Source organism: Anabaena sp. CS-542/02, assembly GCF_028331085.1.
Classification (GTDB): Bacteria; Cyanobacteriota; Cyanobacteriia; order Cyanobacteriales; family Nostocaceae; genus Anabaenopsis; species Anabaenopsis arnoldii.
In genome coordinates, this window is sequence record NZ_JAQMTM010000080.1 from 1 (window position 1) to 25,723 (window position 25,723).

Consider the following 25,723-nt stretch of genomic DNA (forward strand, 5'->3'; position numbering starts at 1 on the left):
GCCAGTAGACTGCGAGGTAAAATCAAAAACCTTGTAGGCGAATTGCACAAGAAAACTGCTCGATTTTTGGTTGATAACTTTGACATTATTTTACTGCCAACCTTTGAAACATCCCAAATGGCTCAGAAGGCGAAACGACGGTAATGGTCAAAGTCAGTGCGTCAAATGTTGACACTCTCTCACTACCGATTTAAGCAGTTTCTCAAGCATAAGGCTTTTGAGACTAATAAAGTAGTGATGGATGTCAACGAAGCGTACACATCAAAAACAGTCAGTTGGACTGGTGAAATCATCCCCAACCTTGGTGGTGCTAAGTTCGTTAAGTCTCCATCTGACGGGCTGGTAATGAGCCGGGACATAAATGGTGCGCGAGGGATTTTCCTACGTGCATTGGTTGATACGCCCTCTCTTAAAGAGTGTATTTGTTAGTGAATGTTAGCAAAAAAGTATCGGACAACACGGATAGAAAAACCTATTCAAGCTGAAAATTAAAGGGTAAACGAGCGTAAATTCCCTGAGGGTCATTCATTTTTTGGAGAATCACCAATTCCTGTTCAAGTTTTTGTAATTCCGCTATCAGGGGATGAGATGGCTGAACTGATACTCCCACCATGTGTAAAATAGTGCTGATTTCTTCAACTGCTCTGCCAAGAAAGCGTTCTTCCAAGGTACTTGCTTTAGGATATTCTTGTAATTGCCAATTGTTATCTAGTTTAGCTTCCTGGGCGGCATATTCAATAGCAGCATTTAAACCACCTATTTGATCTACTAAGCCGATTTCTTGGGCTGCTATTCCTGACCAAACTCGTCCCTGGGCAATTTCTGCAACTTTTGCGGCTGGTAAATTCCGACCTTCAACGACTTTATCCAGGAATAGATTATAAATCCTGTTAACACTGCGCTGAAAAATTTCTAACTCCTGGGGTGATTTGGGGCGCGTCGCTGTTTGAATATCGGCATAACTTGCAGTTTTCACTGTGTCCCAGGTTATCCCATTATTATTGGCCAGTTTTTGCCCATTCAACAGCACGCCAAACACGCCTATAGAGCCTGTAATTGTATTTGATTCGGCAAAAATCCGGCTGGAATCGCTAGCAATCCAGTAACCACCGGAGGCGGCCACATTACCCATGGAGACTACAACAGGTTTTACCTGGCGGGTCAATTGTACTTCCCTGTGCATCACCTCGGATGCTATGGCGCTCCCTCCAGGACTATTAATTCGCAACACCACGGCTTTGACATCATTATCTTGACGTATTTGATTCAAAATTCTGGCAAAGCGATCGCCTCCTATTTGCCCATCTTCGCCTTTACCATCGACAATTTCACCTTCTGCATAAACCACAGCAATTTTATTGGGTGAGTTGCGTTCTACACCTAGATTTTTGCCGGAAACTTGAGCGTAGTTTCTGAGGTTAATTTGTCGGAATGTGCTATCTGTTTCATTGCTGGATGTGATTTTCTTCAGGTTGGCGACCACCTCATCCAGGTATGCGACCTGATCTATTAAACCATTAGCTTTAGCTTCACTAGCTGTGAGTAACACCTGAGTATCTGCGATCGCTTGCAACTGTTGAGGAGTAATTTGGCGACTAGAACCGACTGTAGTCCGCCAATCTTGCCAAACATCATCCAATAATTTTTGGATTTGTGCGCGGTTTTCTGGACTCAATTGCTTGAGAATCAATGGTTCGATTGCTCCTTTAAATTTCCCCTCCCGCACTACCTGAACACCGATCCCAAACCTTTCTAAAGCCCCGGATAGAAATAATGGTTCACTGCTCAAACCCTTGACTGGCATGAATCCCAGAGGATTAAGTATGATTTCATCTGCCACTGAAGTTAGGTAATATTCCTTTTCACTCAAACCCACACCATAGGTGACGATCTTTTTCCCAGATTGGCGGAACTTCTCCAGGGCCTGACGGATTTCCCGCAGGGTAGCAAAGCCTGTTTGATTAATGATGCTGGTACGACTTGCATCTAAATAAATACCGACAATGCGGGGATCCAGGCTGGCTTTTTCCAAGGTATCCAGAACACTACGCAGGCTCATTCTTTGTACTTCTGCACCTGATAATGCTTGTTGTAGCAATTCGCCCGAACTCGGTGAGCTATCAGTGATATTCATGGATAGGTCGAAAACCACAACGGAGTTATCTTTAACTTCTGGAGTAGTATCCCTAGAGGAGGTAACTGCAAATAGCAGTAGTAATATTCCTGTTGTGCTGACACCAAAAAAAATCATCAGCCCCAAGACAGTACCCAGTAAACTGGCAAAGGTTTGTTTGAAAAAATTACGCATTTGAGTTATTTAGTTTATAGTTTTTTTACGTAAACTTCCTGATTTATATAAGTCATTTAATGTAGAGTTGCCAGTACAAAATAGTACTGTATTTATTTCCGCAATTAACACTTGAACTAAATCATACAATGCCGCTTCCGATACCACCGCCGCTTGCAGGAAAGGCATAGCCAAACCGGCTATATCTGCTCCTAGAGCGATCGCCTTCGCCACATCTAGCCCATCACGTAACCCCCCGGAAGCAATTAACGGCACATCTGGAGAGATGGCGCGGATACTGGTGATACACTCTGCTGTGGGTAAACCCCAGTCAGCAAATGTCCTACCTAAACGCTTTTGCAAAGCATTTTCCGCCCGCTCACTTTCCACCTTCGCCCAAGAAGTACCGCCCGCACCAGCCACATCAATAGCCGCCACTCCAGCCCCTAAGAGTTTCTCGGCCATGACCGCAGAAATGCCATTGCCCACTTCCTTCGCAATCACTGGCACAGCTATGTTACTGCATATAAAGCGGATTTTGTCAAGTAACCCCCGGAAATTAGTATCACCATTGGGCTGAATACACTCTTGCAGTGGATTAATGTGTAAAATTAGGGCATCAGCTTCTAATATATCAATAATCCGAAGACATTCATCTAAACCATAGTGATAATTCAGTTGTACAGCGCCCAAGTTAGCAAATAACAACACATCGGGCGCGTACTTGCGGATGGCGAAGGTATCAGCCACTTGGGGTTTTTCCACCGCTACCCGCTGGGAACCAACACCCATAGCAATTTTATACTGCTGCGCTACCTTTGCCAGACGTTGGTTAATCATTGCAGCTTGTTGTGTTCCTCCAGTCATAGAGGAGATTAACAGAGGTGCTCCTAGGCGCTTACCCAGGAAGGTTGTACTGATATCAATATCATCGCGGTTGATTTCTGGTAAGCAGCAGTGATTAAAACTATAACGTTCCAGTCCACTGGTTACGTGGTGGAATTGAACATCTTCTTCTAAACAGATGCGGATATGATCTGCTTTGCGTGACTGGGTGTATTCTGGGTTTTGGTTGGGAGAACTCATTAATATTTTGTTATATTAGTTACACTACATTGCGGGAATGTCAAGTACAGATTTAATGATAAAACTTTTGTGGGGTGGGCATCTTGCCTGTCCTTGTACCTACTCAGATGAAATGTGCTGTATATGTTTTTCGTTTTTCTCATACAGGATTCTGCCATTAAATATCTACTGATAGGTTTTACATATCAAGTAGAATACATTAAGACCAACAAACTTAATAAAACTTCATTAACTTCCTCCCTGCATTTCTTCAATATTAAACATACTAATTAATACTCCAGCGATAGGAATTGACAGAAAAATTCCTACTAAACCTGCTACTGTCGCTCCTACTAAAAGAGCAAAGAACATGAAAACTGGATTCATATTGATTGAGCCTTGCATAATGCGCGGCATAAGTAAATTTTCTTCTATTTGCTGTAGGACAACACAAGCGATTAATACTTGTAGACTCAACCAAATGCCTTGAGGTAAAATAATCAGAGCAACTAGGGTAATACCAATTGTAGCGCCAATTCCCGGAATTAAATCAAACACTCCGGCGATCGCCGCTAAAAATAGGGCATAAGGTAGTTGGAGGAAAATAAATACTAAAAATGCGGAAACACCGAAAAATAAAGATAGCAACAAACGCCCCCAAAAAAATCCTAAGAAATTTTGCTGGATAGCAGTAGTGAGGTGATGACCAATATTTTGCGGGAATATTTTCATGATAAAATTCCAAACCCTTTCACCATCTAACAACATAAAAAAAGCAACAACTACAACCAAAATTAAATCAACTAAGTTAGTTAATAGCCATTGAAAAGTTGCCCACCCTGTACCAATACCTGATAAAATCTGATTGCGTAACTCCTCTTCTAGTAATTCAAAATTCACCTGAAAATTAAATCTAATGAGGATATTTTGTAATCTATCTAATAGAGAAATAGCATACTCAATGAATTGAGGTGCTTGTTCAAGTAATTCTTGAAATTGAGATAAGACAGAAAAACCCAGGGTTGCTATCAAACCAACCAAAATAAATAGACTGAGTAAAAAAACCACAATAACTGCGATACCATGTGGTAGAAACCGCTCAGACCACTTCACAGGATAATTCAGCAAAAATGCTAAAATTCCAGCGAAGATAAAAATGACAATCACCGTAGAAAAATAAGCTAAAACCTGCGCAATTGCCCAACCAAGAAGCAATAATAATAGATAGCGAATCAACTTGCTATTACTGAGGTTTTCCCAAAACCTTCGGATACTAAAATCATTCATATTTACAAATTATTATATAAGAATAATTTTGATAATTGTGTTAAATAATTGTAGATAATCACATCTACCTATAGAGAAGAGTTTGCGGGTTAAATCACCGGTTATCGTGTTGTTGTGGTGATATTTTCACAGCGTATTCAGAAGGAACAATCGCCGATCCTCGCTGTTTGGCGTAAACCTTGGTAAATTCCGCCCCTAAAAACAAAATGTGAGCAGCATAAAAAATCCAAGTAATTACAATTACAAAAGAACCAGCCACCCCATAAGCCGAGCCAAAATCACTGCGACCAAGAAACAGTCCAAATAAATACTGTCCTACTAAAAACAGCAGTGCAGTGATTAAAGCACCAACAATAGTATCACGCCAGGCAATTTCGGCATCTGGGAGTATACTATATATCATTGTAAATATTAATGTAGTACCTCCAAAAGTAATCAATAAACTAATGAATTGGGATATATAACCCAAACCGGGAAATAATTGATTAAAAAATGTGACTAAACTTGTCAAAATTGCATTGGCTATAAAAAATAATATCAAAAGCAAGGCAATTACTAGCACCATTAAAAAACATAATAACCGTTTGCGCAACAGGTGAAAAATCTTACGTCTTGGTGCTGGCTTGACTTCCCAAATTCTATCTAGTGCTGTTTGAATTTGTGTAAATACGCCGGTAGCTCCAAAGAGTAAAAAAACGAGATTAAAAAAGACGGGAAAAGTTAGCTGTCTATAATCCACTTTCAGATTAACAATAGCAGTAGAGATTAATTCTGCGCCCTCCTGACCAAAAAGTTCTCTCAATCGATGAACTACCTCTTCTTGAACCACAGCTTCACCAAAAATTGCACCGACAATCATAATCACTAGTCCTAAAAGTGGTGCTAGAGAAAATACTGCATAATATGCGAGGGAAGAAGCCAACAGAGAGACTTCGTTAGTTTGCCACTCAGCGGCAATTTCTCGCAGTAATCGGCGAATTCTCCTCAAAGTTACCATAATCAATCAGTGTTAAATCAAGTTGAATCAATAGGAATATACAGCACCTTGCAGGTAATGGTAATTGGTTTCTATGGTTTTTGCTCGGAAATAGTTAACATATCACTAAATTTTAAGGTATAAATATCGGTAGGCATATTAATTTCAGCCTCTTCTAAGGCTTCTTTAATTGCTTGAGCCATTAAAGAAGTAGCTTCTAAAAATGGTAACCGCCGAGAATTTACCCAGCAGCGCACTTCGATATTAACTGTACTAGGGGCTAATTGACGGACTAAAATATCTGGCTTTGGTTCTTTTTCAATTTCAGGTAGTGACAAAACCGCATCATTAATAACTTCCTTAACCTTGGTAATATCTGCTTTATAGTCTATACCAAAGGTAATAGAATTACGGCGAATATTTGAGGCAGTGTTATTAATAATAATGGCACTAAACACTGCTTGATTAGGAATATAAACCACACGCCCATCATAAGTTTTCACAGTTGTAGCTCGTAGTTGGATTTGGGTAACAGTCCCTTCAAAGTCTTGAATAACTATCTGATCTCCTAAACGAAAGGGACGAGATACCAGCAATACAACACCGGAAAAGTAATTACTGAGTATATCCTTGAGACTAAAACCTATAGCTACACTGGTTAATCCTAAAGTTCCTAGTAAGGTGGCGAAGTCTAATCCTAAAACTCCCAAAGCGACAATTGCGCCTATGACCCAAACTAAGCCATAGACCAAACGACTAACCAAGATTTTAGAATTGCGGTCTACCTCCCAATGTTGCGCCCCGGTAAGGGTGACGTGGCGCATACTAGCTGCTATTAACCCGGTAGTAATGACTACTAATAGCATTCCTAAAAAAGAGGGTAAATTGTCGATAGTCTCTTGCTGAAACTTCCTCAGAGTAGAGAATAGTCTTTGTCCAACATCAATTACTAGTGGGGGTTGCTCAAAAGCTTGATTTAACTGCTTTGCCCACCATTGCCCTAATGTTTCCACATCTAGGTTAAAATCTTCAGCATCCTGTCGAGTTACAGTCATGACAACCCGGTTATTCATCTGTAATGTAGCAATACCACGTTGGGGATCTGGTACTAGGGAAACTTGGCTATCAGTTTGGCTGCGTACTAAAATACTAGCAATGCGGCGGTTGATAATCTCCGCGCGTTGAGTAGCGCTGAGTTCTCCTAAGCTACCCACTTGAAACACGGGTTTTCCCCTAACGATTATATCGGCGAAAAATAGCCCATTTGTAGGGGTTTGTTCTGGTGGAGATGGCTGGGATATCACAGGTGTAGGGGAGATTTCCTGTGTTCGTCCTGTTTGTATAGGTAATATTAAACTCAAGAGGATGAGGATCACTAGGAGTTGACGGGAGCCAAATCTGCTATTACCTTTGGGAAACAAACTCACCATCATCTTTAATGAACTAATATTGCCAGTAAATAAATTTACCCTTATTCACCTCAGATTCTGGGGTACTCCCGCCATAATCAATGATTTTAAATTACTTATGTTTTTGAGTATATCAAAAATGTGACACTGGTGTATTTGTCAAATATATCCAATTTTTCTGACAATAGCCAGAGCGATCACCTGAGATTCAATAGTGATTTTTATCTCTCTCAAGTATGAAATTAACTTACTAATGGTTCTATACTGTGAGGTACAGAATAATAAACGTATCTAACAATACCTAGCCATGACCAAGATATGTTGTCTTAATCCCAAATGTGATAACCCCTCAGTTACTGAAGATACGAAATTTTGCCCTAGCTGCGGGATTCCCTTGGTAGTATTGAGAAACCGCTATCAACCAGTTAAACCTTTAGGTGGTGGAGGATTTGCCAAAACTTATTTAGCGGTAGATATTGACAAATTAAACTCAGAGTGCGTTATTAAACAACTTGCACCCCAAACCCAAGGTACAGCAGGTTTACAAAAAGCCACAGCATTATTTTTACAAGAAGCGCAGCAATTACAACAGCTTGGTGAACATCCTCAAATACCAGCTTTACTAGCATACTTTGCGGAAGATAACCGCTTGTATTTAGTACAGCAGTTTATAGAAGGGGAAAATTTACTTACAGAATTAGCCAACCAGGGTATATTCAATGAGGCGAAAATCCGCAAGTTATTACAGGATTTATTACCAGTTCTGCAAGTAATTCATAGCCAAGGCATTATACACCGGGATATTAAACCAGAAAATATCATGCGTCGTCGCAGTGACGGTAAGCTGATATTAATTGACTTTGGCGCATCTAAGCAACTACAGGGAACAGTAAAAACCGGGACAAACATCGGGACTTTTGGCTATTCTGCTGTAGAACAAATGCAAGATGGTACAGTATATCCAGCCAGTGATTTATATAGTATTGGTGCAACTTGTTTTCATTTGTTAACAGGGATTCATCCTTGGGAATTATGGCGGGAGGATGGTTATGGATGGGTGAAACAATGGCGTAACTATGTCAAGCAAGCAGTAACTCTAGAATTAGGGCAAATTATAGATAAGTTATTACACAAAGATGTACAATTTCGTTATCAGTCTGCTGAGGAAGTTTTACAAGATTTAAATTCTGTCCCAATACCCCCAACGGTAGCTTTAGAAAATCAACAAGTACCCCTACCCACACAAATAATCAAACCATCTCCCCCGCGGGGTTGGTTACAAATTGCGGGTTTAGTTTTGGGAGGGTTTCTGATAGTTTTAATCTGGGAACGTATATTTACAAATAGTCCCACCCCAACACCAAAACCCATTGCAATACAAGAAACTCAACCCATAGCAGAACCTGAACTAATATCATCTGTCGGTATGGACTATAGGAAACTACAAGATTTACTCGCTGCGGGAAGGTGGAAAGAAGCAAATGACGAAACAGTGAGAGTTATGTTAGTGGTAGGAAAGCGGCAAAAAGAGGGTGTATTAGATGCTCAAAGTCTTGATAATTTACCCTGTAAAGACCTGAAGACTATTGATAAATTGTGGGTAAAATACAGCAGGGGAAGGTTTGGTTTTTCTGTGCAAAAGCAAATTTATCAAAGTTTGGGGGGAACAAGAAAGTTCAACAGAAACATTACAGAAGCTTTTGGAGACAAAATAGCATGGAGGAAAGAAGAAAAATGGAAAAGTTATAGTGAGCTTACTTTTGATAAAATAGCGCCACGAGGACATCTTCCATCTGATAGGTCACCAGGAGGCTTTCGTTGGGGATTGACGAGAGGTGTTCTTTTTGACCGTATGGAGACTTGTAAGATTTAAATATCAATTGGTTTCCAGCAAAGTCGCACAGACGCGAAGGAAAAGAGAATACCCAGAGCGATCGCCCAACAGCAAATATTGATTTTTTTCATTCTTCCATATCTCTTGAAGTATGAAATTAAATATCCTATAATACGCGCCCTTTTTAGATGGGGAGAATTCTTATTGCTGAGGTTTGACAAAGAAAGTCAAATATAGGGGGTTTATGTCTTACTGGTATTATCCTCTACAGCAAGGCGGACAGCTTCTACTTTAACATTGAGTTCTTGGGCAATCTGTTCTACACTCATACCTGTCTTTAATAGTAGGGGAACTGTAACTTTGAGTATTTCAGCTTCCCTTTGTTCGCGACCTTCTTCGCGACCTTCTTCGCGACCCTCTGCTTTAGCTTCTTGATAAACTCTGGTTTGTTCTAATGTCAGTCCTAGCATCGCTTCCACTTCCTCTCTACTCAATGCAGAAAACTTGTAAACAGCAATTGTGGTAATAATATCTATGATTTCAGTTTTCGCTAGTGTCTGGCTTATCTCTAATTCTACCCTCTCTAGTAATTGTTTTGCTTGTGCGGCCATTCTCTCCTCTGAGGCGATCGCCAACTGCATTAAATTAATACCTATTGACAGGGTATTAGGAGATCCTAACTCATCTAGATAAATTCGCTGTACCTGGTCACTATTTAATAATTAATAAAGTCCGATGGGTTCTAGTATCCCTTGGTTCTAAACTACGTGAGGGGAAGATCACCACACCATACCAGTCGTCATATTCAGACTGATTCCGGTTCAAATACATCAGGGACTCGGTAAAAAAGCGATGGTAAAGACCTTCATCTTTCTGAAATTGCACCTCGGCGAAAAATATTATCCTTGGTTTTGCTGCTTCTGGCGGTAAAAACACCCCATCAATGCGAAATGTTGTTTCTTTCACCTCCACTGACTCAAATCGATATTTATCTGCTTGTTGCGGAGACTGATTAATTAGTTCAAAAATTAACCCCGGACTGCGCTTGAAAATTTGGTAATAAATCGAGTCACGTTTCACTAATATTTTTGAGGTGTACTAAGTATTTTTGACTACTGGGATAATTACTACTATAGCAGGGAACGGGAGTAACCATTTTATTATCTGTTTTTATCCTCATCTTATTGGCGGTTGTCGTATCATGATAATATTTTGTCTATGACCTCTAACCCGGCATTGTGTACAGCCATAGCTCATCGTATTACTACCAGTCCCCAAGGGCGAATTACTTTCGCTGAATACATGGATATGGCTTTATATCACCCCGAACATGGTTACTACTCCAGTCACGCTGTGAAAATTGGCTTTGGGGGGAGTGATTTTTTCACCTCTCCTAGTCTGGGTAGTGACTTTGGCGAGCTATTGGCGGAACAATTTCACCAGATGTGGGAAGTTTTAGGGCGTCCTGAGCCTTTTTCTTTGGTAGAAATGGGAGCAGGTCAAGGAATGTTGGCTATGCATATCCTGAGCTACTCTCAGCTACATTATCCAGACTTTTTTCAGGCGCTAAAGTATATTATTGTGGAGAAGTCCCGAGTATTTCAGCAAGAACAACAGCAACGGTTACAAAACTTTCCTGTTCGTTGGTGTAATTTAGAAGATATCCCCACTGACTCCATAACTGGCTGCTTTTTTTCTAATGAATTGGTGGATGCTTTGCCAGTACATCAGTTTATTTTAGAAGCTGGGGAGATGCGAGAAATTTATGTCACGACCCACACAGGTGAGTCGGAAACTTTGTTTAGGGAAGTGACGGGCGAAGTTTCTACACCCAAATTGCCAGAATACCTAAATTTCATACAAATTGATTTTACTCATCCTAGTTATGAGGATGGTTATCGTAGTGAAATTAATTTGGCTGCTGGTGAGTGGTTAGGTATAGTAGCCGACCGCTTGCATCGCGGGTATGTGTTAACAATTGATTATGGCTACCCCGCTCATCGTTATTATCATTCCCGGCGATCGCAAGGAACCTTACAATGTTATTACAACCATCGCCACCACAACAACCCCTATATCAATATTGGTCAGCAAGATATTACCGCTCATGTTGATTTTACTGCTTTGGAACGATGGGGCGATCGCTTTGGTTTAGAGAAAATAGGATTTATCCAGCAGGGTTTATTTTTAATGGCCTTGGGTTTAGGCCAGCGCATTGCTGCTATTTCTCATCAAGAAATTCCCCTCTCACAACTATTGCAAAGGCGCGAAGCATTACACCAGCTCATAGACCCCTCAGGGCTAGGTAGCTTTGGAGTTTTAATTCAAAGCAAAGGACTCCAGCCTACAGAAATAGGTCAACCACTCACAGGGTTAACTGTGCCGGAGTAAAATAGAGGAAAGTTAAGACGTGTAACTAATTATAAATTATTTGCTTAAAACGAGTAAATCTTACTAACTCACGCTATACTAAAAGTAGTTGATTTAATGAGGTTTTGATGCAGCATGTCACTCCCAAGGAAGCAGCTAAAATCCTTGGTGTCCATGTCTCCAGTCTCAGGAGATGGGAAAACGAAGGCAAGCTTAAAGCAATCCGTACACCAGGAGGCCAAAGGCGGTTCATTCTCGAAGAAGTCGAAAAAATTGGCGGAATACCCAGGACAATTAAAACTATTTGTTATGGACGAGTATCGACTCATTCCCAGCAAGATGATTTGCAACGACAACTTGAACACTTACGCACAAGATACCCAGAGGCTGAAATTATTTCAGAAGTTGGAAGCGGACTCAATTTTAAACGGAAAAAATTCCTCGCAATTCTAGAACGAATCATCGACGGCGATATCCAACGTATTGTCGTTGCCCATCCTGACAGACTTGTCCGATTCGGATTTGAATTGGTGAGGTGGTTATGCACAAAATTTGAGTGCGAACTCGTGGTTCTCAATGACCGCCAGCTCAGTCCAGAGCAGGAACTCGTACAAGATATCCTGTCGATCATCCACTCTTTCTCTAGCAGGTTATACGGACTTAGAAAATACAAGTCAAGCATCAAAGAAGACTTACAAAAAGAAGTCGCGTCACAAGGAATCGACAAAGCAGTCACCGAAGACTCTCTTTAAGAATGCGATCTTGTCCTGATATAGATTAGCATAAAATTGACTACTGTGCAGACCCAGGTAACAGGAAAGTACTAATTATGACCGCTCATGAACTCTTGTTATTGATCACACTACTTAGCCCAGGCATCTTGCTGTCGGTGATTATAATGGTCACCTTTGCGGCTGGGGGCTGATTGTTCTTGACTCATTAGGGAACAGTTATTTCTGGACAGTGATAACTGTTCAACAATCTTACAATCAGAGCATGGAAACGCGATATTTAGGACTGGCTACACCCAAGCTGTACCAAAGGAAAGTAAAAAATGAAGGTGGCATTTCTGGGAACTGGACTTATGGGATTACCGATGGCTCAACGGTTGTTAGCAGCCAACATAGAGCTAGTGGCCTACAACCGCACCCCAGAAAAATTAGCTCCACTACAGGCAGCTGGTGCGGAAATTGTAACACATCCCCGTCAAGCAATTCGTGCTGCTGATTACATTATTCTCATGTTGACTAATGCCGCAGCAATTTATCATGTTTTGCTTTCAGATACTGCTTGGCGCACTCTAGAAGGGCGGACTGTGATTCAGATGGGGACTATTACCCCCATAGAAAGCCAAGAAATCAGAGATGCGGTCATTGGTGGCGGTGGCGAGTATATAGAAGCTCCAGTATTAGGTAGTATTCCAGAAGCAAAAGCTGGTAAGCTGATTGTCATGGTAGGTGCAGAACAAAGACAATATCAACGGGATTTAAAGTTACTGCAAAACTTTGGTCCAGAGCCTGTATTTGTGGGGCCAGTAGGCTCCGCTGCAGGGTTAAAGTTAGCACTAAATCAACTCATTGCTTCCCTAACCACTGGCTTTGCTCTGAGTCTGGCGTTTGTCGAGCGTCAAGGTATTGACATAGATTTATTTATGCAAATCCTGCGCGAAAGTTCACTTTATGCGCCTACTTTTGACAAGAAACTCAGACGGATGCTAGACGGCGATTATACCAATCCCAATTTCCCCACAAAACACCTGCTCAAAGATACAGATTTGTTTATCTCAGCAGCAAAATCACTGGGTTTGGATCTCGCCAGTATTGAATCTGTAAGGCAAATCTTGCAAACGGCGATGAAAATGTCATTTGCTAATGATGACTACTCGTCAATATTTTCTGCCATTAATCAATGGGGAGAAGCAAGTGGCGAATAATCCTGTAAGCTAAATTATAACCACAGCGATCGCTCCCCCTAATGCAGCAAATACAGCTGATACAAATGCCGTAGCAAATAACCACCAAGAAGCTGTAGCAGCGGCTTTGCGGGTTTCTTCTGCTTGTCTTTGTGCTTGATATTTTAACTCTTCTAGACGGCGTTGGCTTTCCTGCTGTAGCCTTTCAGCACGTTGCAGTACGGTGTTGCGTACCCGCTCAACTTGGTGAATAATGCCGTTGGCATCAGCTTCAGAAATATCCTCACGGGAACTTATAATCGCCACCAAGGTGTCCCGGTCACAAGCAGACAGGCGATGGCGTAACGCTTCAAACCCAGCCTGTGGATCATCAAATAACCTGCGGATATCGCGCTTGATGCCATCATAATTCAATTCTGGGCGCTCTAAGGAGTTGAGATAGTTACGGAGCCGGGCAAAAATCCCTTCTATCACATCTTGAATCCCCCTTTGAATACCATGTACTTGTTCTACAAATTGATCCCGCACGGAGACGATATGATCGGCAATTCTGGCTGCTTCTTCATCAGTCATATCTTCCCGAATTTTTAGCAAAGCCATGACTGTGGAACGGTCAAAATGAGCCAAGCGATCGCCCAGGTTTTCCATTCCCACTGCTGGATCATGCAATAATAATTGTAGGTCACGCTTAATAGCTTCTGGGTTAAGTTCCTCCTTACCAGTTTGCCGCAAATACTCTGACAGATAAGCTTGAAATGTTGCCATTCTTTGCTGGGTGCGGGTAGCCAGACGACGGGGGGCACGTACAATATTACGAATGGAAGCTTGCACAGAATTAATAACTTCATTGACTTGTTCTGCACTCAGATCTGGCCGTTGACTGAGTAACTGAACTAAAGTATCCCGGTCTAGCTGAGACAAACGCCGGCGCAAGGCTACAACGCCCTCTCTAGGGTTGTAAAATAGTCTGTTAAAATCCCGTTGAATGCCTTCAGGGTTTAATTCTTCTTTACCAGTATGACGTAAATAATCGGCGATAGTAGCTATTACTGAGTCGTACTGTTCCTTCCAAGCTTGAGGTGTATGGCGGATATTGTGCCAGGACTCTTCTACAGTGTCAATAATTTGATTAACTTGCTGTGGACTCAAATCTTGGCGCTGACTGAGTAAGCTAACTAAGGTATCTCGGTCAAAGCGAGCTAATCGCGCCCCCATAGCAATGATTCCCGACTGGGGGTCTTCTAGCAGCTTTTGCACATCCGCGCGAATTCCATCAGGGTTTAACTCCGCTTTGCCAGTATTACGCAGATATGATTCTAAATTTAACCATAAAGTTTCCGCGTGATGTTTGGCTTGTTCCGCCAACCCTTGAGATTGTACCAAGACCTGATGGCGCTGATTTTCTAATTCATTGAGAATCGGGTTGACTTCTTCTGTGGGAATATCATTTCGTGCTAGCAATATCTCCCGCATTTCTTGGCGGTCTAATTGTGAGAGTCGTAGCGAGAGAGTTTCGTAATCTACCTGTGGATCTGCTAATAATGGTTTAAAGTGCTGCTCAAGTCCTTGTGGAGTTAATTCTGCTTTATTGCTAACAAGTAAGTAACTTTCTATTCGGCCTTGTAGGTCTTGTGTAATCTCCCTTTCTTCCGCATCCCTGACTATAACTAATACCTCTTGGCGGACAGTTTCTAACTGGTCAGCAATACGCTGAATTTGTTCTTGGGTGAGTATTCCCCGTTCTTGGAGAGTACGGGCAAAATCCTGGCGAGAAAGTCTCTCTAGTTCCCTTTTGACTATACCCGGGTCTGCCTCTGGGTCATAGATGACATCAAGAAATTCTTCAGCAATTCTCTCAGGACTGAATTGCCAAGCATATGTATTTAGTAGGTAGTTTTCCACATCAGCCCTAATGGGACTATAGGGTTCTGATGGTATGGTCAACCCCAGTTTATCAGCTTGTGCAGTGAGTTTCTCCTTCGCAGTGGTGAGCGATCGCCAAATTGTTTCTACATCTATATCTGATAAATCTGCCCTTCCCAACACCATACCAGTCAGTGCAGTGATTATTTGTTGTAAAGTTTGTTGCATCAAACCTGGTTTTTCTGTTCTTGATGCTGTTTCCTGAGAAGTCCGGATTTCTGCTATTAACCGATCTAATTTGGCGTTGATCTCATCTGTCTTCCCTTGTCCTGGGGGGAGTGACTGCAAATAGTTAACTAACTCAGCTAAATTGTCTTGGATGGGTTTTTGCTGACTAACTACCTGCTGCCAAACTTTGTATAGTGTATCACTGATACGTTTAACCTCTCTGGGAGAAAAGTCGGTACGACTGCTGACTAAATCCCTAAACCTTTGGCGGTCAATGTTCCGGAGGTCTGGACTGGATGCGATGGCCTGCAATTGTGGATCTGTGAGTAAATTTTCAAAATCCCTGCGAATGTGGGATATATCCCATTCTGGGGGGCGGATCTGTTCTAGGTAATCTTCTATATTTTCCCGAATACTAACGGGGTCAACAGCATTCCCTAATTCCCGACCCACAGCAGCAGCTGCTGCTTCGGCCGTTGCTACGACTTGTTGATTCACCGCCTTTGCACCCAATGCGGCCGAAGCAGTCCCCATAATCGCCTGAAAACCTGAAGTTGCTGAATTGACGACCGAACCAACTAAGGAACCCACAGTGGTCGAACTTACCCACACCAGCAGCAAAAAGTATGCTCCCCAAATAACTAATCCCAGAATTGCGCCCAGCCTGGCATCTAATACCAGTAAACTTAATTTAACTGCGAGGAAGCAAGCGATTAATAAAGCGATGGTAACAGTAACTAATGTCCATAACCCCAATGCTGTACCAATTTTGCGAATAGTACCACCGAAACTTCCCACTTCCCCAACCATTGCATCTGAGTCAGATGGCCGACCCAAGTAGGAAATACCAGCGGCGACGGAGAGGTTAGTTAACAGTAATTGGAAGGCAAAAGCTAGGATCACACCGGAGATTAAAGCCACAAAAAAGCGTGGACCCGAATTGATCACTGATGCCTGGGCTGGCGTAATACTAGTGGGAACTACACCAGTCTGTGCTACCCACAATAGTGGCTTGTAAACTTCCAGAATGTTTTCTGTAAATTGAAACATTATATTTCCTTCTTATAAATTGAAATTTGGGGAGGATGAGAAATTTCATGAGCAGGAATTCAACATCTATTTCTTGGGTGTATCTATGGCAATACTGATTTTTTTCCACTTTCAGGATCGTGGAATTTAGCCATTCTAGGCATCTCTCTCTAGTTATAAAAATCTATCTATAGCTAGGTATAAGTTTGATAATTTAACTGTTAAGTATGCTTTTTTATCAAGCTACAATAATCAAGCCTTTTTCAGGCTAATGAAGTACACACAAATTTGTTCCTTAAAACCAAACTAAAAAAATTTGTACATCACGAGCATGGGAAATGCTATGACTGAATTATTCTCCTTAACAAATTATTAATTTACATTTATTTATGCTGAGGATTTTCATCACCCCCTCAAGGTGGATATGCCCAGAATTATAACTTTATGATAATCCTCCGCAAGACGTGTGTAGTTTGTACCTACAGAGGGAAAGCAACTTACTGATAAACAGCTAAATTAAGGTTAAGCAATAAATAATTTTGGATAATAAAAATGGAAACTCGAGAGACGCGTTCTTCCACAAACCTACCACCGGTGGCGGTGGAATACAATGGCAGAGATAGGAATGCATTTCTATTTGGCTGGACTCCTCAAGCCGAAATCTGGAATGGTCGCTTTGCAATGATTGGCTTTCTAGCCTATTTACTTTGGGATGTAGCCGGATATAGTGTTCTACGAGACGTACTACATCTGGTTGGTCGTTAACCATTAAAAATTTAATAACTTAGTTGGATTTGGGAGTAAAAACATGGAAACTAAAGAACCTCGTCGTTCTACAGATTTACCACCAGTAGCTACAGCTTATAACGGTGTTGACCGCAACGCCTTTATTTTTGGTTGGAACCCTCAAGCAGAACTATGGAATGGTCGCCTAGCAATGATTGGCTTTCTGGCTTACTTAGTTTGGGATTTGGCTGGATATAGTGTTTTACGGGACGTACTCCACATTCTGAGATATTCGTCTTGAAAATGCTAGGACTAAGTCGAGAGTAGTTGCTAATTCCCAAATAAACATTCACAGTTCTTAACTCTTCAATAATACAAATCAAAATTAAAAAGGCGGTACCTAAATTGGTGACCGCCTTTTTAATAACTTGCTCACCCCATGGAACTCTACCGAAAACGCGCACAGTACCCCTACTATCACAAGAGAAAACGAACCATTACATATAACGCCAACGCTACGAGTTGTACAATCGTAACTGGTAGGCCATAATGAAGAAAAGTTTTAAAAGAAATGGGACGACCGTGTTGCTCAGAAATACCTGCGGCTACTATGTTAGAAGATGCTCCTACTAAAGTACCATTTCCTCCTAAGGTTGCACCAAACATCATAGCGTAAAACATTGGGAGCACTTCCGGGGGAAACTGTCCATCAAAATTTGTAACTAGAACTTCTGGGCTGACTAATCCCACTGTGACAAGATATTGTTTAAGCAAAGGAACCATCCCTACTACCAATGGAATGTTGGGTACGAGACTCGATAATATCCCCACAAAAAACAACAAAACTAAAGAACCCAGGAAAATATTTTTACCGATAATTGTCGCCAATATACCTGATAAAGCATTAATTACCCCTGTTTTTTCTAGTCCCCCAATTAGCACAAAAATACTCATGAAAAATATTAATGTACTCCAGTCAACATCTCGCAGTATATGGTTAACAGAATCAATTTTGCTGTGGTGAGATAGTAGCAAAGCTAAAGCTGCACCCAATAAAGCCGCGGCCGCTGGTGAAATAGGTATGGGTAGAGATTCCCCGATAACAAAAATTATTAATACTAAAGCTACAATCACCCCACCCACCATTACAACTTGCGGGTGATTGATTCGTGGGTTTGGGAGTTCTGCTAAACTATCTAGTTTAGTATGCCAAATTTTGCGGAATAAAATTGGTAGAAATAGTATGATCACACCGACAGCAATCACTCCTCCTAAGCTTAAATTATATAGATAATCTATAAAGCTGATATTAACTGCATCCCCCACAATAAAGGTAGCAGGATCACCAACTAGGGTGAGTAGTCCAGCACTATTAGCAACTAAAACCGTTAAAATTAGTAGAGGGACAAAATTTATTCCTAATTCTTGTGCCATTGGTGGAATTAAAGGCGCTAATAACATCACTGTTGTAGCATTGGGGAGAACTGAACAGACAAGAGTAACAATTCCAACAATACTGATGAGAAGACGTTTGCCTTCGCCTTGAGCCAAGAGTACTATTTTAGTAGCTAAATAATCAAATACTTTAGTAGACTCAAATGCCCGCACAAATACCATAATGCCAAATAATAAACCCAGGGTGGCATGGCTTTTACTGATATAGTCAATTGCTTCCTCCAAACTCATAATATTAGTAAAAACTAATAATAATGCTCCTAAAAATGCAGCAATAGTTAGATGCATCCATTCCGTTATCACTAAACCAATCACGCCCAAAAATGTGAAAAAACTCAGAAATGCCTGCCAATTTTCCACGATATACCTCTGGAATTCAAGGAAATTATATTTTCGGGAAAAAAGCCACCTCAATATAGGTGACTTTTATGCAACTTTCATTAAATAGAAAATTGCTTTAATTTAATCCAACGCAATATTTATTCATTAATACAATGGGGTATACCTAAAACGGCACAGGGAAAATTAGAACCCAGCATCTGCACCATGGTATGATCAGCAGACTTACATCCCAAAAATAAGATATCAGCAGCTTCTAATTCCACAACATTTTTTAGTTCTGTGGCCACGCAACCAAACCTCAGATGAGATTTAAAATAACTTTGCCATTCTTTCGCTAGGCTGCGCGCTTGCCATAAAACTCTATCTGCTTGCTCAAGAGGAAGAATGTATTCTTTCGGTAAATATTGTGTTGTTCCCCTCGACTTTGATGGAGTCAAGATAGGAAGATTAGATTTTGATACTTGAGTTACCTGAGACTCTAAATTTGAGGAATCTAGAAACTGATTATGTTGATTCTCTACTACATACACAGCCTGTACATTCAGTACATTTGTGGCCAAACGGGTTTGCTGTGCAATACAGAAAGCTATATCCAGCGCCGTATGACTATTGGGTGAACCATGGTAAGCAACGATTATTTTGGGAGACTTAAATGCTTGAGAAAATGGTTTTTTGGACTCTGGTAATAGTACCATTTGCTCAGTTAAATCGTCTCTACCTATGGCGCTTTGTAGACGCACTAACATTGGCTTTATATTCACAATTTCGACTTCTCCCCAAAGAAACAAGTTATGAACAAGTTATGAATGAGAAGTAGGTTAAAACGGATATAGTATATCGCAAGGATATAATGAGAAATATCCGCAAAGAAACCCCAATAACAACTGGTGTTAAAGCCAAAGTTTTGGGAGTTCCTTCCATTGCCGACGAAGTTAGCTGACGGGCTAAGACTGGAAGGTGTCTCTCTTAAGATTAGCCCCAAACATTGGTTCCTCCGTTTTAAATCCAATTTCTATGAATTTAAATTAGGCTACCCACTAAACAGATTATAGTCTAATTTAACCGGATTGAAACCAGTTGTAATAAAAATTCGTATAACTATATACTTTTAACCATAAAAATAGTAAATAAATTGATACTTTCTGATATAATTTGAGACTATTGCCATTATATTTAGTAATCGCATAACCCCATGTTCAGAGTCATTATTATTGATGAAATAAGTACAACTCTATATGAAGATCATAGAATGCTCTCCAAGGTTTGAGATTTATTGCTATGGCAACGATAAAAACAAGTAAAATTACTATAGTCACAATGGACAAGAAAGCACGTGCCATGTTGAAGGTGCCAAAAATTGCTATGCTAAAAGCCGAGACTAGCTATTGTGCCAACCATGCCCGCGCCTACTATTAACCCTACAATCACAGCCTTCCCCTTGACAGCTGTAGTCGGTCAAGAAGCAATTAAATTAGCCTTGTTGTTAGCAGCAGTTGATCCTGGTTTAGGAGGAGTGGCGATCGCCGGCCGTCGCGGTACGGCAAAATCAGTAATGGCGCGTGCTATCCACGCCTTACTACCACCCATCGAAGTTGTGAAAGCCTCGATGAGTAACTGCGATCCCAACCGCCCAGAAGACTGGGATGATGATCTGTTAGCAGAGTATGCAGATCAAGATATTACAGAAGTACCCACGGAAATTATTCCGGCGCCATTTGTCCAAATTCCCTTGGGAGTCACAGAAGACAGACTATTAGGTTCTGTAGATGTAGAACAGTCTGTAAAGCAGGGTGATACAATTTTTCAGCCTGGGTTACTTGCCACAGCTAACCGAGGGGTGCTGTATGTGGATGAGTTGAATTTATTAGATGACCAAATATCAAATCAGCTGCTCACAGTCTTATCCGAGGGACGTAACCAAATTGAGCGGGAAGGAATTAGTTTTCAGCATCCTTGCAAATCCTTATTTATAGCCACCTATAACCCAGAAGAAGGAGGATTAAGGGAGCATTTACTAGATAGAATTGCCATCACTCTTTCTGCTGATGGTGTCCTGGGACTAGATCAAAGAGTAACAGCTGTGGAGCAAGCGATCGCCTATGCTAAATCCCCCCAAGCATTTCTGGAGCAATACGCAGAAGATTTAGACGGGTTAAAAACCCAAATTATCCTAGCGAGGGAATGGTTGAAAGAAGTAACCATCACCCTAGAACAAATTACCTATTTAGTCAATGAAGCCATTCGCGGAGGAGTGGAAGGACATCGGGCGGAATTATTCGCCGTGCGTGTAGCTAAAGCTGCGGCGGCTTTAGAAGGAAGGACAACAGTCAACGCCGAAGATTTACGCCGGGCTGTGGAGTTTGTCATTGTCCCACGTTCAACAATTGTCCAAACCCCACCACCAGACCAACCACCACCACCCCCACCCCCACCCCCTCAAAATCAACAAGAAGAGGATCAACAGGACGAGGAAGAACAAGAACAGGAAGAACAGGAACAAGAAGAACAAGAACAAGAACAGGAACAAGAACCCCCTGATGTTCCAGAGGAATTTATTTTTGACCCAGAAGGGGTAATTCTGGATGACAGCGTGCTTTATTTTGCCCAAATGGCCAAGCGTCAGGGTAAATCTGGCAGTCGGAGTATGATTTTTTCCGAAGACAGGGGACGCTATATTAAGCCCATGTTACCCAAAGGGAAAGTGCGCCGCATTGCCGTAGATGCTACACTTAGGGCGGCTGCACCCTATCAAAAAGCCAGAAGGGCAAGACACCCGGGTAAAAGAGTTATTGTGGAGCAAAGCGATATCCGTGCCAAGCGCTTGGTACGCAAAGCGGGAGCCTTGATAGTATTTGTAGTTGATGCTTCGGGTTCCATGGCTCTCAACCGGATGCAATCAGCTAAAGGGGCTGTGATGCAACTGTTAACGGAGGCTTATCAAAACCGTGACCAAGTAGCATTGATTCCTTTCCGGGGAGAACAAGCAGAAGTATTGTTACCTCCAACCCGTTCTATAGCTCTGGCACGTAACCGCCTAGAAAGATTACCTTGTGGTGGTGGTTCACCCTTAGCACATGGTTTAACTCAAGCGGTAAGGGTGGGTGTCAATTCAGAAATGAGTGGAGATGTGGGGCAAGTGGTGATTGTGGCAATTACGGATGGGCGGGGTAATATTCCCTTGGCGCGATCTCTAGGTGAAACCTTAGAACCAGGAGAAAAGCCAGACATCAAAGCAGAACTATTAGATATTGCCGGGAGAATTCGCGCCGGAGGAATGCAGCTATTGGTAATTGATACCGAGAGTAAGTTTGTGTCCACGGGTTTTGCTAAAGAATTAGCACAAACAGCGGGAGGTAAGTATTATCATTTGCCTAAAGCTAGTGATAAAACCATTGCTGCCATGACTAAAGGTGCGATCGCGGATCTGAAATCCCGATAATTACCACTATCACCAGGCCACCTAGCTATTAATAGGAAATGTTGGTATAAATGGAGGTAAAGCGAATGTTTATCTCTCCAAAATCGACTTATGAGCAATACCAGCAACTTTCGCGATGCTATTCGCGAGGCTAGAACTCAGTCGCTGATTGGCCCCAATGTCATTGCCAATGCCCTACCCTATGTTGGTGGTGGTCTGGTGCTAACCGCCTTGGGAACCTATGGTGGTTTGGGCGTTATCCGTACCAATCCCGGTATTTTCTTCCCCACCTTCATTGGTGCGATGATTGTGGAGTTAATTTTATTTTTTGTCGCCCGTAATGTTGCTGAAAAAGGCAATAAGACTGTAGCATTACCTCTATTAGCAACCTACGGACTCTTATCTGGATATACCCTGAGTGGTTTAGTCTTCCTGGCCTTGCAAACCCAAGGGGTAGGTATTCAAGGTGTGGGGTTGGCAGCCCTAGGTTGTGGTATCACCTTTATTGTCGCCCGTCAAATTGGATCCAATCTCTCGGAAAATGACGGCATGGCCTTGACCAAAACTATCAGCTTAGGGGTGATGGCCTTGGTAGTTGTGGTCTTGACCCAATTTGTATTGGCGATGTTTGGTGTTTACACCCCCAGTTGGTTAGAAATTGGTATCTCCGGTTTGGGTGTATTTCTATTTGTTGGGGTATCGGTGGTTGACTTCTACATCTTGCCCCGTACTTATAGGGACGACGAATATTTACCGGCGGCTTTGTCCATGTACCTCACCTACATCAACTTGTTTGTGTTTATCTTACGGTTACTAATTGCCTTGAATAGTAGGGATTAAGCACAATCCACTGCCCCATCCCCCGTGTGGGAGGGACTGATAAATTATTTTTAATGACATTTTCTGAGAGGATGATTTTGATGTTAGAACTCCACAAAGTGGCAAGTACGATTGCGCTGCTAATTTCTGGGACAATTATCGGATGTGCCCAACCAAAGCAGATTCAAGCAATTAACCCCAATGAATTTAGCTCTGAGCAGAAGGGTACTAACTCCAGTGTGATCGCTCAACCAGTAGATCAAAACATAACTAGCAGTGGTGCAATTAATCAGTTGCTGTCAAATCGTCAATGTCCGGGTTGTGATCTAGAGAGAGCAGACCTAAGGGGTGCTAACCTGAGTAACACTGATTTATCGGGTGCCGATTTGGCACAAGCCAATTTGAGCAATGCTAATCTCAGTGGAGCCAACTTTACAGCAGCGGACTTAGAGGAAGTGAATTTCACAGGGGCAAATCTCAGAGGGGCAAATTTTCAAGGAGCGGATTTAGCTGCAGCCAATTTCAGTAATGCAGATGTTACCGGAGCCAACTTTACAGCAGCTGACCTAGAACGAGTAATTGGGTTGAGGAGATAACACTACTCCATAGCCTACAAGAGAAGTCGCCCAATTACAGCTACAATCAAAAATAAATCAACTTAACAATATCCACCAAAAGCGCTCCCCAATTTAGCAAGCTCTATGGAAGTACTAGAACTAAAACGCGAAATCGAAACATTGTCCGGTCGTCTGGGTAAAGCCCAGGACTATCTTTGACATACCCGCGCTAAATGCCAAAATACAAGATTTAGAACAAATCGCTGCACAGCCAGAATTCTGGAACGAGCAGACAGAAGCTCAAAAAACACTGCAAGAACTTAACGACCTCAAAGACCACCTGGAACAATATCATCAGTGGCGAGCCAGTCTGGAAGATACCAAGGCTGTGGTAGAGTTGTTGGAACTAGAAACCGATGCGGCACTATTAGAAGAAGCAGAATCTACAGTTACTCAGCTGAATCGCGAACTAGACCAGTGGGAATTACAACAGTTGCTTGCTGGTCCCTATGATGCTGAGGGGGCAGTATTGACAATTAATGCTGGTGCTGGTGGTACAGATGCCCAAGACTGGGCTTTTATGCTGATGCGAATGTATACCCGTTGGGCAGAAGCTCACGGCTACAAGGTGACTTTAGCGGAAGAATCAGAGGGTGATGAAGCGGGTATAAAATCAGCAACCCTGGAAATTACTGGCCGCTATGCTTATGGTTATTTGCGATCGGAAACAGGCACCCATCGCTTAGTACGCATTTCACCTTTTAATGCTAACGGTAAGCGACAAACCAGTTTTGCTGGGGTAGAAGTGATGCCACAGTTAGATAACTCTGTACAACTGGACATTCCAGACAAGGATTTAGAAGTGACTACATCTAGGGCTGGCGGTAAAGGTGGGCAGAATGTCAACAAAGTAGAAACAGCAGTACGGATTGTTCACTTACCCACTGGTATTGCAGTACGTTGTACTGAAGAACGCTCTCAGTTGCAAAACAAAGAGAAAGCCCTGGCGCGCCTGAAGGCTAAACTGCTGGTGATTGCTAGAGAGCAAAAAGCCCAAGAAGTGGCTGAAATTCGCGGCGATATGGTGGAAGCTTCTTGGGGTAACCAAATTCGCAATTATGTTTTTCACCCTTACCAAATGGTCAAGGATTTGCGTACCAATGTGGAAACAACAGCGGTAGGTGATGTGATGAATGGCGAGCTTGATTTGTTTATTCAAGCTTATCTACGGCAAGAAAGCCAGCTGGTAGAAAACATTGCTATCTAACCAAAGATTTAGGGGGGAGTTTGATTGATTGTTGCTGACTCCCGCTCTGATCAGCTTTCTGGGACAAAATCGGTAAAATGGGAGTCAATTCCCCAGTAAACTGTTACATTGGTAAATAAAAGAGTGTTGTAGTCAAAATATTATGAGCAACTCCCCCACAGAACCCAAACCTAGCTACGTAAAACTTGCCATGCGAAACATGGTGCGCAAGGGAGGTACTTCCATGAAACACTTTGCGCTTACCGCTGTAGGCCTTTTAGCTGTGTTAGTGGGTCTTGCTTACCTAACTCGGTAAGAATTAACCAACATGAAAACCCGGGAGGAGATTTGATAACTGGTGCTTGAACTAGATGTGCAGGATTTGTTTTACCAATCCTCTTCAGGAGAAGTTATAGATTTTGAGTATAATTATATTCCAGTTGCTAGGGAAACTTGGGAAGACTGGTTTGGTCGCTGGTTGTCAAGTCTACAACCTGATCTTCCTCGTGCGCCGGGTTATGAAATCGGGCTGCGTTTGACAGATGACAAGGAAATTCAGTTATTGAATGCTGAATATCGTCATCAAAATAAACCAACAGACGTTTTATCTTTTGCCACATTGGAAGTAGATTTTCCTCAAAATCCGGAAATGCAGGATGAACCTTTGTATCTAGGTGATATTGTTATTTCGGTAAATACGGCTCAACGTCAAGCACAACAGCAGGGACACAGTTTACCAACCGAATTAGCTTGGTTAGCCGCCCATGGGCTATTACATCTGTTGGGTTGGGATCATCCAGATGAAGAGCAGTTGATGCAAATGCTCAAGCAGCAAGTAGAATTATTGAGTTTAATTAGTATTAATATTGACATTGAATATTAGATGGTATTTATGTCAAG

Annotated in this window: 21 protein-coding genes, 1 pseudogene and 1 riboswitch; of the genes and pseudogenes, 13 read left to right on the plus strand and 9 right to left on the minus strand. The window is 41.9% G+C overall.

Annotation, left to right across the window (positions count from 1 at the left end; translation table 11 throughout):
• Positions 1 to 165 precede the first annotated feature (165 nt).
• Positions 166 to 429 carry a zinc ribbon domain-containing protein gene (locus PN447_RS08965; RefSeq protein WP_271762471.1) on the plus strand — a complete coding sequence of 88 codons (264 nt, stop codon included), beginning with the start codon at positions 166 to 168 and terminating at the stop codon, positions 427 to 429.
• A 43-nt stretch (positions 430 to 472) separates the two neighbouring features.
• Here the strand turns inward: PN447_RS08965 and sppA are convergent, their stop codons facing one another.
• The 5 genes from sppA to PN447_RS08990 form a co-directional block, all read right to left on the minus strand.
• Complete coding sequence (gene sppA, locus PN447_RS08970) at positions 473 to 2,308, minus strand: signal peptide peptidase SppA (protein ID WP_271762473.1); 1,836 nt, start codon at positions 2,306 to 2,308, stop codon at positions 473 to 475.
• A 9-nt stretch (positions 2,309 to 2,317) separates the two neighbouring features.
• Positions 2,318 to 3,373, minus strand: a complete 1,056-nt coding sequence (gene fni / locus PN447_RS08975; RefSeq protein ID WP_271762475.1) for a type 2 isopentenyl-diphosphate Delta-isomerase — start codon at positions 3,371 to 3,373, stop codon at positions 2,318 to 2,320.
• Between the two features lie 228 nt (positions 3,374 to 3,601).
• Complete coding sequence (locus PN447_RS08980) at positions 3,602 to 4,639, minus strand: AI-2E family transporter (RefSeq protein WP_271762477.1); 1,038 nt, start codon at positions 4,637 to 4,639, stop codon at positions 3,602 to 3,604.
• A 94-nt stretch (positions 4,640 to 4,733) separates the two neighbouring features.
• Positions 4,734 to 5,636, minus strand: coding sequence for a YihY/virulence factor BrkB family protein (locus PN447_RS08985; protein ID WP_271762478.1), 903 nt, complete (start codon positions 5,634 to 5,636; stop codon positions 4,734 to 4,736).
• A gap of 71 nt (positions 5,637 to 5,707) precedes the next feature.
• Positions 5,708 to 7,048: a mechanosensitive ion channel family protein gene (locus tag PN447_RS08990; protein ID WP_271762481.1), complete on the minus strand. Its 1,341-nt coding sequence runs from the start codon at positions 7,046 to 7,048 to the stop codon at positions 5,708 to 5,710.
• A 283-nt stretch (positions 7,049 to 7,331) separates the two neighbouring features.
• Between PN447_RS08990 and PN447_RS08995 the strand changes: the two genes are divergently transcribed.
• Positions 7,332 to 8,897, plus strand: coding sequence for a serine/threonine-protein kinase (locus tag PN447_RS08995; protein WP_271762483.1), 1,566 nt, complete (start codon positions 7,332 to 7,334; stop codon positions 8,895 to 8,897).
• Positions 8,898 to 9,100: 203 nt separating this feature from the next.
• Here PN447_RS08995 and PN447_RS09000 read toward each other — a convergent pair.
• A pseudogene (locus PN447_RS09000) lies at positions 9,101 to 9,938 on the minus strand (Rpn family recombination-promoting nuclease/putative transposase).
• A gap of 138 nt (positions 9,939 to 10,076) precedes the next feature.
• On the opposite strand from PN447_RS09000, the gene PN447_RS09005 reads away from it, so the two are divergent.
• The 3 genes from PN447_RS09005 to PN447_RS09015 all read left to right on the plus strand — a co-directional run bounded on the left by PN447_RS09005 (position 10,077) and on the right by PN447_RS09015 (position 13,161).
• Positions 10,077 to 11,249, plus strand: a complete 1,173-nt coding sequence (locus tag PN447_RS09005) for a class I SAM-dependent methyltransferase (protein WP_271762485.1) — start codon at positions 10,077 to 10,079, stop codon at positions 11,247 to 11,249.
• A 104-nt stretch (positions 11,250 to 11,353) separates the two neighbouring features.
• The gene (locus tag PN447_RS09010) at positions 11,354 to 11,980 is read left to right on the plus strand and encodes an IS607 family transposase (protein WP_442867088.1); all 627 of its coding nucleotides are present in this window, start codon (positions 11,354 to 11,356) and stop codon (positions 11,978 to 11,980) included.
• A gap of 302 nt (positions 11,981 to 12,282) precedes the next feature.
• A complete protein-coding gene (locus tag PN447_RS09015; RefSeq protein WP_271731394.1) occupies positions 12,283 to 13,161 on the plus strand; it encodes an NAD(P)-dependent oxidoreductase in 879 nt (292 codons plus the stop codon).
• 9 nt (positions 13,162 to 13,170) lie between these two features.
• Here the strand turns inward: PN447_RS09015 and PN447_RS09020 are convergent, their stop codons facing one another.
• Positions 13,171 to 16,281 (minus strand): MFS transporter, encoded by a 3,111-nt coding sequence (locus tag PN447_RS09020; RefSeq protein ID WP_271762488.1) that lies wholly within the window; start codon positions 16,279 to 16,281, stop codon positions 13,171 to 13,173.
• A gap of 531 nt (positions 16,282 to 16,812) precedes the next feature.
• On the opposite strand from PN447_RS09020, the gene PN447_RS09025 reads away from it, so the two are divergent.
• Entirely contained in the window at positions 16,813 to 17,025 is a 213-nt protein-coding gene (locus PN447_RS09025; protein WP_271762489.1) for a chlorophyll a/b-binding protein, read from the plus strand.
• A 43-nt stretch (positions 17,026 to 17,068) separates the two neighbouring features.
• Positions 17,069 to 17,287 (plus strand): chlorophyll a/b-binding protein, encoded by a 219-nt coding sequence (locus PN447_RS09030; protein WP_271762490.1) that lies wholly within the window; start codon positions 17,069 to 17,071, stop codon positions 17,285 to 17,287.
• A 176-nt stretch (positions 17,288 to 17,463) separates the two neighbouring features.
• On the opposite strand, the gene PN447_RS09035 is transcribed toward PN447_RS09030, so the two are convergent.
• On the minus strand, positions 17,464 to 18,801 hold the full coding sequence (locus PN447_RS09035) for an SLC13 family permease (RefSeq protein ID WP_271762492.1): 1,338 nt from the start codon (positions 18,799 to 18,801) through the stop codon (positions 17,464 to 17,466).
• A gap of 119 nt (positions 18,802 to 18,920) precedes the next feature.
• Positions 18,921 to 19,529, minus strand: a complete 609-nt coding sequence (locus PN447_RS09040; RefSeq protein ID WP_271762506.1) for a universal stress protein — start codon at positions 19,527 to 19,529, stop codon at positions 18,921 to 18,923.
• Between the two features lie 163 nt (positions 19,530 to 19,692).
• A riboswitch (cyclic di-AMP (ydaO/yuaA leader) is annotated at positions 19,693 to 19,825 on the minus strand.
• Between the two features lie 354 nt (positions 19,826 to 20,179).
• Between PN447_RS09040 and bchD the strand changes: the two genes are divergently transcribed.
• From bchD to ybeY, 6 genes are all read left to right on the plus strand, one after another.
• Complete coding sequence (bchD, locus tag PN447_RS09045) at positions 20,180 to 22,222, plus strand: magnesium chelatase ATPase subunit D (protein WP_271762507.1); 2,043 nt, start codon at positions 20,180 to 20,182, stop codon at positions 22,220 to 22,222.
• 90 nt (positions 22,223 to 22,312) lie between these two features.
• The gene (locus tag PN447_RS09050) at positions 22,313 to 23,041 is read left to right on the plus strand and encodes a Bax inhibitor-1/YccA family protein (protein WP_271762494.1); all 729 of its coding nucleotides are present in this window, start codon (positions 22,313 to 22,315) and stop codon (positions 23,039 to 23,041) included.
• A gap of 80 nt (positions 23,042 to 23,121) precedes the next feature.
• Positions 23,122 to 23,616: a pentapeptide repeat-containing protein gene (locus tag PN447_RS09055; RefSeq protein ID WP_271762496.1), complete on the plus strand. Its 495-nt coding sequence runs from the start codon at positions 23,122 to 23,124 to the stop codon at positions 23,614 to 23,616.
• A 105-nt stretch (positions 23,617 to 23,721) separates the two neighbouring features.
• Positions 23,722 to 24,844, plus strand: a protein-coding gene (gene prfB / locus PN447_RS09060; protein ID WP_271762497.1) for a peptide chain release factor 2 whose coding sequence is annotated in 2 segments (ribosomal slippage) — positions 23,722 to 23,793 and positions 23,795 to 24,844 — 1,122 coding nt in all. Because the reading frame shifts where the segments join, the coding sequence is not laid out codon by codon here.
• Between the two features lie 142 nt (positions 24,845 to 24,986).
• Positions 24,987 to 25,139: a DUF3285 domain-containing protein gene (locus PN447_RS09065; protein WP_271762498.1), complete on the plus strand. Its 153-nt coding sequence runs from the start codon at positions 24,987 to 24,989 to the stop codon at positions 25,137 to 25,139.
• A 39-nt stretch (positions 25,140 to 25,178) separates the two neighbouring features.
• Complete coding sequence (ybeY, locus tag PN447_RS09070) at positions 25,179 to 25,706, plus strand: rRNA maturation RNase YbeY (RefSeq protein ID WP_271762508.1); 528 nt, start codon at positions 25,179 to 25,181, stop codon at positions 25,704 to 25,706.
• Positions 25,707 to 25,723 lie beyond the last annotated feature (17 nt).